Below are 14,411 nucleotides of genomic sequence, written 5' to 3'. Positions count from 1 at the left end.
GATCCGCGAACATCTCCGCCGCGAACCGTTCGATCACCGGCCGCACACGGCCCATCTCACCCAGTTCCATACCAACCACCGCCACACACACGAAGACGACAGTCAGTACAACCAATGACAGACCTAATCAAGTCCTACTAGCCGTCTGCCCCAGCCGCCGCCGTACTCCGCGCGGAGTACGGCGAAGTGTCTGCCGTGGCCAGACGCGTCAGCCCCGCCGGCTTGGCAGCGTGATCGCCATGACTTCTGAACTACGGGCGCCCGACCACTCCGGTGCCGATACCAGACCGAAGAGATCACGGACCAAGACCGTGCTGCCGTGGCTCATGCTGGCTGTGTGGATCGGGCTGGTGGTGGGCGGCTACTCACTCGCCGGCAAACTCGACTCGGTGACCCGCGATGGCCAGGCCGACTACCTGCCGGCCAGCGCCCAGTCGACCAAGGCGCTCCAGGCCGAGGCCGAGCTGCCCGGCGGCGAGAACGGCCTGCTCGTGGTCGTGTACGAACGACCCGACGGCCTCCAACCGGGCGATCGGGAGGCGGTCGTACGCGGCCAGACCGAGCTGGCGGAGCGATTCGGCAACAACACCGACGCACCGCCCCAGATCGTCGACTCCGACGACGGCACGGCCCTGATGTACACGCTGCCGCTCGACCGCGAGGCGATCGGCGAGAAGGCCGGCGCGACCGCGGATGCGCGTGACCTTCTCGCCGACCGGCCGGACGGTCTGAACGCATATGTCACCGGTCCGACCGCGCTAGGGTCCGACATGGACGAGGTCTTCGATGCCGTCGACTCGACGTCGCTGCTCGCTACTGCCGTAGTGGTGGCGGTCCTGCTGATCCTGACGTACCGCAGTCCGCTGCTGTGGCTGGTCCCGCTCACGGCGGTCGGCGTCGCGGCGATCATGTCGATGGGTGTTGTTTACGCGCTCACCCAGATCTTCGACTTCACCGTGACGAGCATGAGTTCGGCGCTGCTGATCGTCCTGGTCTTCGGCGCGGGCACTGACTACGCCTTGCTTCTCGTGTCTCGCTACCGCGAGGAGTTGCACCACTACGAGCGGCCGATCGACGCGATGCTGGCGGCGCTGCGTGGGGCCGGCCCGGCAATCCTCGCTTCGGCAGCGACGGTGGTAGCCGGCCTGTTGTGCCTGTTGGCCGCGGATCTCAACAGCACCAGCGGTCTCGGCCCGGTGGGTGCGGCGGGCATCGGGTCCGCGCTGCTCGTCATGCTGACGCTTTTCCCGGCCCTGCTGGTGGTGCTCGGGCGCCGGGTCTTTTGGCCGTTCGTGCCGCGAGTCGGGGTTGAGGCACACGCATCTGGTTCTCGGTGGGCTCGGCTTGGCGAGCTGGTTGCGCGCCGCCGCGTCGTCAGCTGGGCGGTGCCGCTGATGATCCTGGGCGGTCTCGCGCTGGGCACAGTGGGTGCCAGCGGCTCGCTTCCGCAGCTGGACCAGTTCGCCCGTTCGACACCGGAGTCGGTGACCGGGGCGAAGCTGATCGAGGCGCGCTACCCCGACCAGAGCGGTCAGCCGCTCACCGTGATGAGTCGGCCGGACCAGAGCCGCGAGGTCCTGGCCGCCGTCGAAAGTACGCCGGGGGTTGCCGAAGCCAAGATCGGCCGGGCCAGCGACGACTGGGTGGAGATCTCCGTGATCCCGGTCGACTCGCCAGAAAGCGCGGGTGAGACGGCAACGATCAAGCGGCTGCGGGAGCACGTGCACGAGGTCGCCGGTGAGGCCGTGCTGGTCGGCGGGCCGAGTGCCGAAAGGCTTGACGAGGCCGAGACCAACAAGAGCGACCGCAATCTGGTGATGCCGCTGATCCTGCTGGTGGTGCTCGCCATCCTCGGGCTACTGCTGCGGGCGATCGTGGCTCCGCTGGTATTGGTCGCCACCGTCGTGGTGTCGTTCTTCGGAGCCCTCGGATTGTGCAACCTGTTGTTTGACCAGGTGCTCGGTTTCGCCGGGTTGGAGCCGTCGGTGCCCCTGATCGGGTTCCTTTTCCTGGTCGCACTCGGTGTCGACTACAACATCTTCTTGATGACCCGGGTACGTGAGGAAGCCGCCCGGCACGGCACTGTCGATGGCACGAAGCGTGGCCTCGCGGTGACCGGCGGCGTTATCACCTCGGCCGGCGTCGTGCTGGCGGCGACGTTCGCGGTGCTCGCCACGCTGCCGCTCGTCATGCTCGTCGAGATTGGGATACTGGTCGCTGTCGGCGTGCTCATCGACACCTTGCTGGTGCGGTCCATCGTGGTTCCTGCACTGACAATGTCGCTGGGTTCGCGGATCTGGTGGCCCAGCAAGCTCTGGCGCGCGGCATAGGACTGTGTCGATGACCCTGTGTGAACGATGATGGCGCTCCGTCCGCCAGTAGCCGATCGGCTGCTGGCAGCGGCGTCGTTCGTGCTCGGCGTCGTCGTCGCGATCACGCTCGAGGCGGTCGATTTCGACGGCGAGCGAAGCGTAGATCTGTGGGCGATCGCGCTCCTGGGCGCGATGTCGGCGGCGTTACTGGCCCGCCGGCGCTGGCCGATCCTCGTCGTCCTCGCGGTCCTCGCCGTGTCGACGCCGTACCACGTCCTCGACTATCCCCATGAGGCCACGATGCCGGCCTCACTTGTGGCGGCGTTCACGGCGGCGCGCTGCAGCGAGCCACCGCGGCGGGCCGCCGCCGCCCTGCTGGCGGTGGCCGCGGTGACCGTGCCGGTCCTCGCCGACGAGGCGTCGGGGGCACCTGACGATGCTCTCCTCGGCGTCGGCTGGCTGTTCATGGCCTTCTTTGCCGGGCTGGCGGTCCGCTTCCATGAAAACTGGAAGGCCGCCGTCACCGCGCGGCTCGAGCAGGAGCGTGCCGACGAGGTCGAGCGGCGGGTCGCCGAGGAGCGGGTCCTGATCGCTGCCGAGCTGCACGACGTCCTAGCGCACGGCCTCGCGGTCGCGAACGTCCAGGCTTCCGTCGCTGCGCACCTGATCGACCAGCTGCCGAGGCGCGGGGATGCGTCGCTGCGGGAGCTGTCCAGCACGCTGCATAACCTGTCGGACACGAGCCGGGCCACACTCCATGAGCTGCGTGCCGTTCTGGACGTGCTGCATGGTGGCGAGGCCGAGCCAACCGAGCCAGCGCCCCACCTCGGCGAGCTGCAGCGTCTGGTGGAGATGGCCGAGGCGGCTGATGTCCGAGTCGACGTGGAGGCTGACGGGCTCCCGGACGAGTTGCCGTCGACGGTGTCCGTCGTGGCCTATCGGATCATCCAGGAGTCGCTCACCAATGTCATTCGACACTCGACGGCCAAGCACGCGACCGTCCGGCTCGACCAGAACGGCCACCGGCTGCGGATCGCGGTCGTCGATCACGGGCCCGCGCGACCGAGCTCAACCGTGACACCCGGCTTCGGGATCGCCGGGATGACAGGGCGAGCACAGGCCGTCGGTGGCGAACTGTCCGCCGGCCCGGGCGAGTCCGGAGGATTCGAGGTATGGGCCAGCCTGCCGCTGCCGGAGATCTGGCGGGTGCCGTCGTGATCCGGGTCCTGCTCGCCGACGACCAGACACTGGTGCGCGGCGCGTTCGCGCTGCTGGTCAACTCCGCTGACGACATGGAGGTCGTCGGGGAGGCCGGCACCGGCGACGAGGCGGCGACGCTGACCCGGGACCTGCGCCCCGACGTCGTCTTGATGGACATCAGGATGCCGAGCACCGACGGCATCGAGGCGACTCGGCAGATCTTCGCTGACGATGGAGCGAGCGGCAGCAGGGTGCTGATCCTGACCACGTTCGAGACAGACACCAACGTACTGCGCGGCCTTCGCGCGGGGGCGTGCGGATTCCTGCCCAAGGACACCCGTCCGGACGCGCTGCTGGACGCCATCCGCACCATCGCGGCGGGGGAGGCGCTGCTGTCGCCCGGCGCGACCAGGGCGGTCATCACCCGTGCGCTGAGTCACCCGGACGCGCCTGCGCCCGAGCGGCTGGCCAGCCTGACGGCGCGCGAACGCGAGGTGCTTCGGCTCATCGCCGCGGGCCGAAGCAACCAAGAGATCGCGGACGAGCTGGTCGTCAGCCCGCTGACCGCCAAGACTCACGTGGGCCGCATCCTCGCGAAGATGGGCGCTCGCGACCGGGTCCATCTCGTGATCGCCGCCTACGAAGCCGGGCTCCCCTAGGGCGCGTATCTGGTTGTGATCAAAGGGGGGTCCGGGTGAACTCCTTGATCCAGATCATCGAGGCGCGGAGGTGAAGGCCGGCAAGGTAGCTGCCCGGGGTCTTGTCGTAGCGGGTGGCGATTCCCCGCCAGGCCTTCAACTTGTTGATCAGACGTTCGACGGTGTTCCGTTCCTTGTAGGGCACTGTTGCATCGGCGGAGTCCGCTGTCCCGCGGCCGTCGATCAGTCATGATCGAATGGTGCGTCGACGTCGTGGCTGTCCACCGGTTCCGGTGTCGGAGTTCGCGGGGTTTCGGTTCCCGCCTGAGGTGATCGTGCTGGCGGTGCGGTGGTATCTGCGGTTTGCGCTGTCGTACCGGGACGTCGAGGAGCTGCTCGCCGAACGGGGCCTCGAGGTTGATCACGTCACGATCTACCGGTGGGTCCAGCGCTTCACGCCACTGCTCGTTGACGCCGCCCGGCCGTGTCGGCACCGTCCTGGTGACCGGTGGTTCGTCGACGAGACCTATGTCAAGGTCGCCGGCCGGTGGATCTACCTGTACCGGGCGGTTGACCAGCACGGGCAGGTCATCGATGTCCTCGCCAGCCTCCGCCGCGACCAGGCCGCCGCCCGCCGGTTCTTCGCCCGGGCGCTGTCCCACGGGCGCCGGCCGGTCGAGGTCACCACCGACAAGGCCCCCGTCTACCCGCGGATCCTCGACGAGCTGGTACCCGAGGCCTGTCACATGGATGCCGCGCGGGAGAACAACCGGATCGAATCCGATCACAGCCGGTTGAAAGCCCGGCTCCGCCCGATGCGCGGACTGAAACGGCTGCGCTCCGCCCAGACGATCAGCACGGGGCATGCGTTGGTCCAGAACATCCGCCGCGGCCACTACGAACTCGGGATCGACACCGCCCCGCATGCACGGCTGACGGCCGCGTTCACCGAGCTCACCCTCGCGATCTGATCACCCGCTCGACAGGGCCAGCCATGTCCTGCCATCCCGCAACGCAACAGACCCCGTTCAGGCGCTCCGCGTTGTACCCGGTCTTCCACTCCATCGACAAGTACCTGGTGCGATGGTTGCAGCGCAAGTACAAGCGGCTCACCGGACGTCCTGGGCGGGCATGGAGGACGCTTGCAGCGATCAAACGCCGCAGGCCAGCCCTGTTCGCCCACTGGACGATCGGAGCGGCCATCGGATAGCACGAGCCGGATGACGCGAGAGTGTCACGTCCGGATCTGTGGGGGCCGGCGGGTGAAACTCCCGCCGGCTACCCGGCAGTCCGCCGAGGATGTGTGTGCGATGGATGGTGGAATTCGACGTCGGGGCGAGCACGGGTGGCGGGTCGGGTGGGTGCTGGCCGAGGGAGCGGTGAGGCCGGTGGGTGTTGAAATGCTCCGCGTAGCTGTCGAGGACTGACGTCAGGTGCCGTCCGGAGACGATCAATAATCTGTCGGTGCATTCCCGGCGGGCGGTGCCGACCCAGCGTTCCGCGATCGCGTTCGCCTGCGGGGCTTGCGGTGGTGTGCGTACCACGTCGATGCCGGCCCCGGCGAAGACAGCGTCGACGGAAGCCGTGAACTTCGTATCGCGGTCACGGAGGAGGAACCGGAACCGGTGGCTGCGCTCCTCAAGGTCCATCAGCAGGTTCCGTGCCTGCTGGGTGACCCAGGCCGCGGTCGGATGCTTGGTGACCCCGAGGAGGTGGACTCGGCGGGTGGCGTGCTCGACGACGAAGAACACGTAGATCCGTTGCAGGAACACGGTGTCCACGGTGAAGAAGTCGCAGGCCAGCAGGCCGGAGGCCTGGGCGCGCAGGAATGTGCGCCAGGAGGTCTCGGCTCGGCGGGGGGCAGGGTCGATGCCGGCGCGGTGCAGGATCCGCCAGACGGTGGCGACTCCGACCGGGTAGCCCAACCCGGCGAGTTCTCCCTGGATCCTGCGGCGTCCCCAGGTGCGAGGCGCAGGACCAGCTCGCGGATCTCCCGGCGGATTGGTGGCCGTCCGGGTGTCTTGCGTGGGTAGGTCCATTTTCGTGCGAGGAGCTCGCGGTGCCAGCGCAACACGGTGGCCGGGGTGACGAAGAGCGAACCCCAGCGGGCTCGGGGTAGCCGCCGGGACAGGGCCGAGAGGATCAGCCGATCCGCCGGTTCCAACGTCGGACGGTGGACCTGCCGTCGCAGCACCGCCACCTGGTGCCGCAGGACGAGGAGCTCCACGTCCTTCGCGGTGTCCCCGCGCACGCGGAGCAACATCAGTCCGAGAGCGTTGCGTGTCAGGGCGTAGAGCAGCGACCACACCATGACCATCCAGCCTGCCCGACGCAGACCCCATCCGGCAGGCAAACGCGCAGGTCACCGCCCAAATCGGGTTTCTGGAGCCCCACAGGTCGGGTTCCAGCGGGTGATGACGTCGAGGGTGGGCGCGGTCGCGGTGCCGCGTGGCTCGGCGACGAGGCCGGCGGACTCTGCCACCTCGGCCACGTCGTCGATGGTCTTCACCAGGCGGCTGGTGGCTTCGGCGAGCAGGAGTGCGCGGGTCAGCAGGCCCTTGGTCTGCTTCGCCTGGTAGCTGAGTGGACGGCGGACCCAGCGCCCGTCGACGAGTTTCTCGGTCAGGGCACGCACGGGCAGGGCGCTGGCGCGGATCGGTCCGGAAAGGGATGGCACGGTCGCGTAGTCCGACGAGCGGAGGTCCACGACGAGGTGCTCGCCGACGGCGTCCGGGGCGCAGGCGAGCAGGTCGGGCAGGGCTGGCGCGAGCCGGGCGCGCCAGAAGGCCGCGAGCACGGTCGGTGCGGTACGGCCACCGAGGCCGGGAATCGCCGCCGCCATGCCGACCCGGTGGTCGGGCACCGGCTCGGCCGCGCTGAGGAGGCCGAACGCCCCGTTGGAGACGAACAGGGTGTGGCTGGCCGCAGCTCGCGCGGCAGGTGGCAGCGCCGCCGGAGCCAGCGCCTCGTAGAGCACGCCCACGAATCGGTCGAGCGCCGGCATCGTCGGTGCGTCCAGCATCGCGGTGTTGGCGGCCAGGTCGGCCTGCGCGCGCGAGGCCGGCAGCCGCAGCGCGACGACCGCCGCGTTCGGGTCGGCCCGGCAGAACGCCGCGACCGCCCGCGCGACCTCGGCGCGGGCTCCCGCGAGCGGGCCGTCGCCAAACCCGGCCGTCCGCAGCGACGGCCCGTCGCCACCCTCGGCCTTCCCCTCGCTCGGCGGCAGCAGGATCCGCACCTACCCGACCTCATTTCACGATCTCGGCATCCCGACGTTCTGTGCTGCCAAGCTACGGTGGCCTCGAGGTTGATCAGTCCGGCGGCCGCGGCGGGCGCCCGGGCGCCCGCCGCGTGATCGCCGTGATCGCCGCGGCTGTTTCGTCGGCCCACCTGTGGTCGAGCGGTCCGACGTCGAAGATCAGTCGGTACCACAGCGAACCGTAGACGAAGTCGGCCAGCGGCGTCGTGTACTCGTTGGGGATCTCGCCGCGGGCGACGGCCCGGTCGAGGAGCGTCCCGAGCGCGGCCCGCCTGGTGATGAGGAAGCGGTCTCGGACGTCATGGGCGACCGCCTGATCGGTGGCTGCCGCCGCGGCGACCGCGCGCAGGAGAAGGGCGGTGGTGTCGTCGAGCGCGTCGATCGTGGACCTCAGGAAGGCGTGCACGTCGTCCGGCAGGCTGCCGCTGTCGGGGAGCGGGATGCTCATCTGCCCGCGTTCGACCATCGCATCCAAAATCACCTCGGTCTTGGACGACCACCAGCGGTAGAGCGTCTCCTTGCTGACGCCGGCCCGCCTCGCGATGGCCTCCATGGAGAGACCAGCCGGTCCCACCTCTCCTGCCAGCGCCAGGGTTGCTTCGAGCACCGCGGCGCGCGCTCGCTCGCTGCGCGGTCGTCCGGGCCGGCGGGCGGGCTGTTCATTCACCTCCGCATCGTAACCGAACGGTCCGTTCGGTATTGATGGTAGAGTTTGCGAACGGGTCGTTCGGAAATGGAGGTTCGCGATGTCCGCGAGCAGCAGCACGCAAGATCGTCACGTCGCCGTCCTCGGCGGCAGCGCCGGGATCGGGTTCGCCACGGCCCGGCTCCTAGCCGACCGGGGCGCGGCCGTCACCATCGGCGGCCGCAACCGCGACCGGCTCGAGGCGGCGGTCAAGGAACTGGGCGGATCGGCCAGGGGAATCGAGGTGGACGCCGAGGACGTCGGCGCGCTGCGGCGCTTCTTCAGCGAGGCGGGACCGATCAGTGACCTGGTCGTCACCGTCACCCGGCGAGGCGGGGCCGGTCCCGCGGCCGAGCTCGCCGACGCCGACCTGGCCGGAGCGTTTCTTGGCAAGTCCGTCGCTCACCTGCGGGCCGTGGCCCTGGCGATGCCGACGCTTGCCGCGGACGGCTCGATCACGCTGGTGACCGCGGGGTCGGCCCAGGCCGCGCTGCCGGGGACCGCGGGGTTGGCCGCGGTCAACGGCGCCCTGGAGGCCGCGGTGCCGCCGCTCGCCGTCGAGCTCGCTCCCCGGCGGGTGAACGCGGTGTCCCCGGGCGTCATCGAGACCGGCTGGTGGGACGAGCTGCCAGCGGACGCTCGACGCGCCGCGCTGGACGAGTTCGCCGGCCGAGCGCCGGTCCGGCGCAACGGCCGGCCCGACGAGGTCGCGGCGGCGATCGTCGCGGTCCTGGAGAACGGATTCATCACCGGCGTGGTCCTGCCCTGCGATGGCGGGCTGCGGCTCGCCTGATCCGGACAGATAGGGGTTGGTCAGTACCTGCCGGGTGAGGTCTTCCAACCGGATGGCTGCCGACCGGCCGAAGGACGGATCGCTCACTGTGATGCGGCGTCCTTCGATGAAGGCGCTCAGAGGGTCGGTGGGTCGCACGTCAGTGGCCGGGCTGTGTGTGCAACCGAGGGGTGGTACCGATCGTGCTCGCCCATGCTCGCGCTCTGCTCACCTGCACCGGTGAGGGCCGCACCGCCTACCTGGACGCCGACCTGCGGGAACCGGAGAAGACCCTCGAGTCGGCCGAGCTGCGCGACACGTTGGACCTGACCCGCCCCGTCGCGCTGTCCGTCATCGCTCTGTTGCACTTCATCCCGGACGCCGACGACCCGTACGGCATCGTCCGCCGCTATCTCGACGTGCTTCCCGCCGGCAGCTACCTGGCGCTGACCCATGTCACCCCCGATTTCGCTCCTGACGATGTCCAGCGTGTCGTCGATGTCTGCCGGGGCCAGGGCATCCCCGCCATGGTCCGCACCCGCAGCGAGGTCGCACGTTTCTTCGATGGTCTCGACGTTGTCGAGCCCGGGGTGCAGCCGGTGCACCGCTGGCGGCCCGACGACAGCGGGCCGGACGGCCCGACTGACGCCGAGGTCAACGTGTACGGCGGCCTCGCCCGCCTCCCGTAGCACCGCAGGCCCGAATCGGCGGGGATCGGGATACCGCTCAGAACACGCCTCCGCCGGCGGCGATGGACTGGCCGGTAACCCAGCGGCCGCCGGGCGAGGCGAGGAACGCCACGATCTCGGCGATGTCGTCCGGCTCACCGATGCGGCCCAGCGGAATCTCGGCGGCTATCTGCTCCAACACGTCCGCGGGAACACCGGCGGTGAGCGCATCGGTGCGGGTGCCGCCGGGGAGCACGCAGTTCACGGTGACCTGCCGGGGCCCGAGTTCCTTCGCCAGCACACGGACCAGGTGTTCGACCGCGGCCTTGCTCGCACCGTAGACCCCGGTGCCGGGCCGGCGGGTGAGCGTCACCCCGGACGAGATCACCACTACCCGGCCGCCGTCGCGCACCCGGTTGGCTGCCTCCCGCAGCACGACGAAGGCGGCCCGGGTGTTGGTGGCGAAGCTCTGCTCGAAGTCCTCGTCGGTCGCCGTCGCGATGGACGAGAACCGGGCGACACCGGCGTTGCTGACCACGGTGTCCAGCCGGCCGAACCGCCGCTCGGCCACCTCGAACAGCTCACGCACCTGCTCCTGATCGGTGATGTCGCCCTGTGCCGCCACGGCGACACCGCCGGCCCGGCCGATGGCGTCGACGACCTCCGCGGCGGCGGCACCGTGCGAACGGTAGTTGACGATCACGCTGTTTCCCGTCGCGGCGAGGCGTTCGGCGATGGCCCGCCCGATACCCCGTGAGCCGCCGGTCACCAACGCCACCCCGCGCTCGGATGCCATCATCATTCCCCATTCGGTAGAGAACCTCATCGGTCGAGATACTCAACCAAAATAGTCGAGGATCTAAACCATCTGTGGGGTACCCTCGCCGTATGGCCTCCGCCGGGCAGTCTGACGGCCTCGCCCGCTCGCTGCTGGAGTTGCATCGGGAGATGCGGGTGATACTCGGGTCCGTTGCGCGCGGCGCCGGGCTCACCGTCCAGCAGGTCGAGATGCTCTGTCTGCTACACAACCGCCAGCCCGCCCTCGGTGAGCTCGCCGACCTGCTCGGCTGCGACAAGACCAACATCACCGGCATGGCTGACCGACTGGTTCGCCGAGGTCTCGTCACCCGTCGGGCTAACCCGGAGGACCGGCGTGTCACCCGCCTTGAGCTCACCGAGGATGGCCGGGCCTACGGACTCAAGCTCCGCGACGCGGTTGCGAGCGCCGTCGACGAGCGGTGGCGCTCGCTCCCGGATGCCGACCGCGACGCACTCATTCAGCTCGTCGGGCGCGCCTGAACCGCAACGGCCTCTGGTTGTGTCCTCGTCGCTGGCGGCGGCGCCAGGTGGGCCAGGCCCGGACGAAGTCGGCGGGGCGGCGCAGGCCGGAACAGGGCTCCGTGCCGGCGGCCGGCGAGGCCCGCCAGAACGGCGCGGCGAGCGCCGCCCCGGCCCCCGAGCGTGACAGCAGCCAGGGCGTCGACGCTGGTGAGGGGCCTGACCTGGATCGCATCTTCGCCGACCCGTCAGCGCCGACTCTCGTCTTCCAGCCGATCGTGGACTTGCGCCTCGGGGTGGTCGCAGGCTACGAGGCCCTGGCCCGGTTCGGAGCACGCCTGGCGGACGCGCCGTACCTCGTGTTCGCGGAGGCGAACCGCCGCGGCTGCGCCGCCGAACTGGAGGCACGGGTGCTGCGCGCGGCGCTCGCCGCCCGGGACCGTCTTCCCGCGCGTTGTTTTCTCGCCATCAACGTGTCTCCCCATCTGCTCGCCTCTCTCGAGGTCAGCGCGGTCTGGCGGGGCCTGGTACTCGAGCTGAACGACGCGGTCGCCTTCGACGGTGAAGCTGCCCTGAACGCGGCGTTGGAGGCGTTGCGCAAAGCCGGCGCGTCATCGTCATGGACGATGTCGGTTCGGGCTATGCGGGTCTGCGGCAGCTCACCCGCACCCGCCCTGATTGCGTGAAGCTGGACCGCTCACCGGTCACCCGCATCGACGATGATCCGGTGAAGATCGTGCTCACCGAGCTCGTCCGCGGAATCGGTTGAGGTGTGGGCTGGGCCGGGGTCGGGTGATCGGTGCGTGCTGGCCAGGCGGAGATGCCGCTGCCGGAGGGTCGGGTAGGCGGCGACGCAGGCGAAAGGTGAATGCCGTGCGGCCGTACGAGGCTGCCGATCCAGCGACTGTGCCGCCCCGATCAGGGCCAGCGGCCCGGCGAGGTCGAGCAGTGACACGTGCGGCTGGCACTTCGCGGCGCCCCTCGGCACGCTGCTCGACGAGGTAGGTCGCAACGCCGAGTGCGGCAGCGCGGCCAGCATGAGCCAGGTCAAGGCGGCCAGCCGAGCGCGTGGTTTGGCCAGCGGCACGAGCAGGCCGGTGATTGGGCAGGGTCAGGAACCGTCGAGGGCGGCGAGGAAGGCCCGGGCACTGGGCGCCGAGGGGGCTGGTTTCCGGTAGATGAGGCTGATCGTGTGCCGGGCGGCGTGATCGTCCAGCCGTAGCACCCCGATGTCGCCTGATGCCTCCGCCGCTTTCCGGGCTGCGGAGGCGGTCACGATCGCCGCGCCGAGGCCGAGGGCGGCGAAGCGGATGATGTCGCCGAGGTTGGTGAGTTCGAAGGCGATGGTCCGGGTGGTGATGCCGGCGCGGGTGAAGGCGGCGTCGACCTGCAGACGCAGCCCCGACCCCGTCCGCAGTTCGATGAAGCGGGTGCCCTTGGCGAGCTCGGGTAGACGCACGTAGGTGTGGCCGAACAGAGGGTGGGTCCTGCCGACGACGGCGACCAGTGGCTCGGTGGCCAGCATGCGGTGCGCTAGCCCGTCCGGGATCTGGTCGGCGAACAGGCCGACGAATGCCAGGTCGAGTTCGCCGATCCGGACCTGTTCGGCCATTACCACGCTGCCGTTGTCGCTGATGGCGATCTCGACTCCGGGATGGCGTCGGTGGAAGTCGGCCACCATTGTCTCGATCTCGCTGGTTGTCTCGACGGCTCCGATCATGCCGAGGCGCATCTGACCGGTGACGACTCCGGACAGCCCTGCCAGCGCCGATGTGGCCTGGTCGAGTTCGGCCAGGATTCGCCGGGCGTAGGGCAACAGCAGTTCCCCGGCCTGGCTGAGCCGGACAGACCGGCTGGTCCGTTCGAACAGGCGCAGGTCGATCTCCCGCTCGAGCCGGGCGATCTGGTAGCTGAGCGCGGACTGCACCACGTGGCAGCGGGCGGCGGCCCGGGTGAAGTTCGCCTCTTCGGCGACGGCGACGAAGTACTCCAGCTGACGAACTTCCATCGAGATCCTCGATCGGTGCACTCGAAACAATGTCTTGGACAGATTGCCTGACGGCGCCGAACCTCGTCATCAGGACACCACGCGCGAAGCTCCATACCGGACACGCCTCGGACACGCCGAAGAAGCAACCGCCGTGGACCAGCGATCTAGCTGATGACCATCCCGGGGTGCACCCGGGAGCCCGCCCCCGCTACAGCCACCCGGACGCCGCAACCCGGAGGACCGCGTGCCCTCGTCCCGTATCTCGCAACCACAGGTCGTCATCCTCGGCGCGCTGACGGCACTCGCCCCGTTCTCTATCGACACCTACCTGCCCGGGCTGCCCGACCTGGCCCGAACCTTCCACACGTCGGCCTCGGCAACGCAGCTGACCCTGACCGCCTGCCTGCTCGGCCTGGCCGTCGGCCAGCTCGTCGCCGGGCCGCTGAGTGACAGCTACGGCCGGCGCCGCCCGCTGCTGGCCGGGCTCGCCGTGTACACCCTCGCATCGCTGCTGTGCGCGCTCGCGCCGTCCATCTGGGCACTGGCCACGTTCCGGTTCGTACAGGGAGCGGCCGGCGCCGGCGGTATCGTCATCTCCAAGGCCATCGCCCGCGACCGGACCGGCGGGACGGCTTCCGCCCGGCTGTTCGCCACGCTCGCGCTCGTCACCGGCCTCGCCCCCATGCTCGCGCCAGTTGTCGGCGCCCAGGTACTGCAGGTCACCTCCTGGCGGGGCGTGTTCGTCGTCCTGGCCGGCCTCGGCGCGGTGCTGTTCACCGTCACCGCCACCGGGCTCGCCGAGTCACTGCCCGCCGGGCGCCGGCATCGCGGCGGGGTGAGTGCCACCCTCCGGGTCTTCCGCGGGCTGCTGGCCGACCGGACCGTCCTCGGGTGCGCGCTGGCCCTCGGGTTCGCAGCCGGCGCCATGTTCGCCTACATCTCCGGGGGACCGTTCGTCCTCCAGGACATCTATGGCCTGTCCCCACAGGCGTACAGCGTCGCGTTCGCAGTCAACGCCGTCGGCTTCATCGCCGCCAGCCAGTTCGGCGGGCGCGTCGTCCACCGCACCGGTCCACGCGTGCTGCTCCTCGCGGGCGTCGCCATGTGCGCAGTCGGAGGCATTGCCGCGTTCGTCGCGCTCGCCGCCCACGCGGGCCTGGGCATGGTGCTGCCGACCCTGTTCGTGACGGTCACCAGCATGGGACTGACCTTCCCGAACGCGATCGCGCACGCACTGGCCGACCAAGCGGGCAACGCCGGTGCGGCAGCGGCCCTGCTCGGCCTCGCCCAGTTCCTGTTCGGCGCGCTGGCAGCCCCTGTCGTCGGGTCCGCCGGCACCGACACCGCACTCCCCATGGGGATCACCATCGCCGTACTCGGGGTCGCCGCGGCGGCCGCATGCGTGTTCCTGGTTCCCCGGCAGACCGGGAGAAACACCCAGGTAGGGAAAGCCACAGTCTTGTCCGCACTCCGATAGACCACGCTCATACCACTTGACCTCATCGGCGGCTTCCTTGGCCAAACACCGGCCTGGACCTCGATCCAGGACTCCCGTAACCAGACCCTGACCATTCAAGATCTGGTAGTGCCGGGATAAACCGGCTTGGAG

14 protein-coding genes and 2 pseudogenes are annotated in these 14,411 nt (G+C 69.7%); 9 read left to right on the top strand and 7 right to left on the bottom strand.

Annotated elements, in window-relative coordinates; all coding sequences use genetic code 11:
• Positions 1 to 311 precede the first annotated feature (311 nt).
• Genes E0504_RS43855 through E0504_RS43845 form a run of 3 tightly spaced genes read left to right on the top strand, consistent with a single transcriptional unit; the run spans position 312 to position 4,171 of the window.
• Entirely contained in the window at positions 312 to 2,330 is a 2,019-nt protein-coding gene (locus E0504_RS43855) for an MMPL family transporter (RefSeq protein WP_243657899.1), read from the top strand.
• 27 nt (positions 2,331 to 2,357) lie between these two features.
• Positions 2,358 to 3,530: a sensor histidine kinase gene (locus tag E0504_RS43850; RefSeq protein ID WP_235013612.1), complete on the top strand. Its 1,173-nt coding sequence runs from the start codon at positions 2,358 to 2,360 to the stop codon at positions 3,528 to 3,530.
• Positions 3,527 to 4,171, top strand: coding sequence for a response regulator transcription factor (locus E0504_RS43845; protein ID WP_112104826.1), 645 nt, complete (start codon positions 3,527 to 3,529; stop codon positions 4,169 to 4,171). The genes E0504_RS43850 and E0504_RS43845 overlap by 4 nt, the downstream gene beginning before the upstream one ends.
• A 19-nt stretch (positions 4,172 to 4,190) precedes the next feature.
• On the opposite strand, the pseudogene E0504_RS43840 reads toward E0504_RS43845, so the two are convergent.
• Positions 4,191 to 4,349: pseudogene (locus E0504_RS43840) on the bottom strand (IS5/IS1182 family transposase); the annotation flags it as partial.
• Between the two features lie 94 nt (positions 4,350 to 4,443).
• Here E0504_RS43840 and E0504_RS43835 point away from each other — a divergent pair.
• The gene (locus tag E0504_RS43835) at positions 4,444 to 5,121 is read left to right on the top strand and encodes an IS6 family transposase (RefSeq protein ID WP_112104817.1); all 678 of its coding nucleotides are present in this window, start codon (positions 4,444 to 4,446) and stop codon (positions 5,119 to 5,121) included.
• A 180-nt stretch (positions 5,122 to 5,301) separates the two neighbouring features.
• Here the strand turns inward: E0504_RS43835 and E0504_RS43830 are convergent.
• From E0504_RS43830 to E0504_RS43820, 3 genes and pseudogenes are all read right to left on the bottom strand, one after another.
• Positions 5,302 to 6,461 (bottom strand): annotated as a pseudogene (locus E0504_RS43830) (integrase core domain-containing protein).
• 51 nt (positions 6,462 to 6,512) lie between these two features.
• Positions 6,513 to 7,388 carry a peroxide stress protein YaaA gene (gene yaaA / locus E0504_RS43825; RefSeq protein WP_112104818.1) on the bottom strand — a complete coding sequence of 292 codons (876 nt, stop codon included), beginning with the start codon at positions 7,386 to 7,388 and terminating at the stop codon, positions 6,513 to 6,515.
• Positions 7,389 to 7,461: 73 nt separating this feature from the next.
• Positions 7,462 to 8,076: a TetR/AcrR family transcriptional regulator gene (locus tag E0504_RS43820; protein ID WP_243657898.1), complete on the bottom strand. Its 615-nt coding sequence runs from the start codon at positions 8,074 to 8,076 to the stop codon at positions 7,462 to 7,464.
• 79 nt (positions 8,077 to 8,155) lie between these two features.
• On the opposite strand from E0504_RS43820, the gene E0504_RS43815 reads away from it, so the two are divergent.
• The gene (locus tag E0504_RS43815) at positions 8,156 to 8,887 is read left to right on the top strand and encodes an SDR family oxidoreductase (RefSeq protein ID WP_131627385.1); all 732 of its coding nucleotides are present in this window, start codon (positions 8,156 to 8,158) and stop codon (positions 8,885 to 8,887) included.
• Positions 8,888 to 9,069: 182 nt separating this feature from the next.
• Positions 9,070 to 9,555 (top strand): SAM-dependent methyltransferase, encoded by a 486-nt coding sequence (locus E0504_RS43810; RefSeq protein WP_306769366.1) that lies wholly within the window; start codon positions 9,070 to 9,072, stop codon positions 9,553 to 9,555.
• Positions 9,556 to 9,592: 37 nt separating this feature from the next.
• Here the strand turns inward: E0504_RS43810 and E0504_RS43805 are convergent, their stop codons facing one another.
• Positions 9,593 to 10,360, bottom strand: a complete 768-nt coding sequence (locus E0504_RS43805; protein WP_235013615.1) for an SDR family oxidoreductase — start codon at positions 10,358 to 10,360, stop codon at positions 9,593 to 9,595.
• A 62-nt stretch (positions 10,361 to 10,422) separates the two neighbouring features.
• Here E0504_RS43805 and E0504_RS43800 point away from each other — a divergent pair, with 62 nt between their 5' ends.
• A complete protein-coding gene (locus E0504_RS43800) occupies positions 10,423 to 10,833 on the top strand; it encodes a MarR family winged helix-turn-helix transcriptional regulator (protein WP_235013616.1) in 411 nt (136 codons plus the stop codon).
• 47 nt (positions 10,834 to 10,880) lie between these two features.
• The gene (locus E0504_RS43795; protein WP_306769365.1) at positions 10,881 to 11,498 is read left to right on the top strand and encodes an EAL domain-containing protein; all 618 of its coding nucleotides are present in this window, start codon (positions 10,881 to 10,883) and stop codon (positions 11,496 to 11,498) included.
• An 11-nt stretch (positions 11,499 to 11,509) separates the two neighbouring features.
• Here E0504_RS43795 and E0504_RS50930 read toward each other — a convergent pair whose 3' ends face one another.
• Together E0504_RS50930 and E0504_RS43790 are read right to left on the bottom strand one after the other, a co-directional pair.
• Complete coding sequence (locus E0504_RS50930) at positions 11,510 to 11,863, bottom strand: hypothetical protein (protein ID WP_165938812.1); 354 nt, start codon at positions 11,861 to 11,863, stop codon at positions 11,510 to 11,512.
• Positions 11,864 to 11,923: 60 nt separating this feature from the next.
• Entirely contained in the window at positions 11,924 to 12,820 is an 897-nt protein-coding gene (locus E0504_RS43790; protein WP_112104823.1) for a LysR family transcriptional regulator, read from the bottom strand.
• A 226-nt stretch (positions 12,821 to 13,046) separates the two neighbouring features.
• On the opposite strand from E0504_RS43790, the gene E0504_RS43785 reads away from it, so the two are divergent.
• Positions 13,047 to 14,279 carry a multidrug effflux MFS transporter gene (locus E0504_RS43785; RefSeq protein WP_112104824.1) on the top strand — a complete coding sequence of 411 codons (1,233 nt, stop codon included), beginning with the start codon at positions 13,047 to 13,049 and terminating at the stop codon, positions 14,277 to 14,279.
• The last annotated feature ends 132 nt before the right edge of the window (positions 14,280 to 14,411 follow it).

This window comes from Parafrankia sp. BMG5.11, assembly GCF_004337455.1.
The sequence above is the reverse complement of the archived record's forward strand: the minus strand, read 5'-3'. Positions and strand labels throughout refer to the sequence as shown.

What these genes read in the sequence shown, in the direction of transcription:
- E0504_RS43790 (WP_112104823.1), bottom strand. Translation starts at nt 12,820, where the DNA reads ATGGAAGTTCGTCAGCTGGAGTACTTCGTCGCCGTCGCCGAAGAGGCG.
- E0504_RS43850 (WP_235013612.1), top strand. Translation starts at nt 2,358, where the DNA reads ATGATGGCGCTCCGTCCGCCAGTAGCCGATCGGCTGCTGGCAGCGGCG.
- E0504_RS43800 (WP_235013616.1), top strand. Translation starts at nt 10,423, where the DNA reads ATGGCCTCCGCCGGGCAGTCTGACGGCCTCGCCCGCTCGCTGCTGGAG.
- E0504_RS43815 (WP_131627385.1), top strand. Translation starts at nt 8,156, where the DNA reads ATGTCCGCGAGCAGCAGCACGCAAGATCGTCACGTCGCCGTCCTCGGC.
- E0504_RS43805 (WP_235013615.1), bottom strand. Translation starts at nt 10,360, where the DNA reads ATGAGGTTCTCTACCGAATGGGGAATGATGATGGCATCCGAGCGCGGG.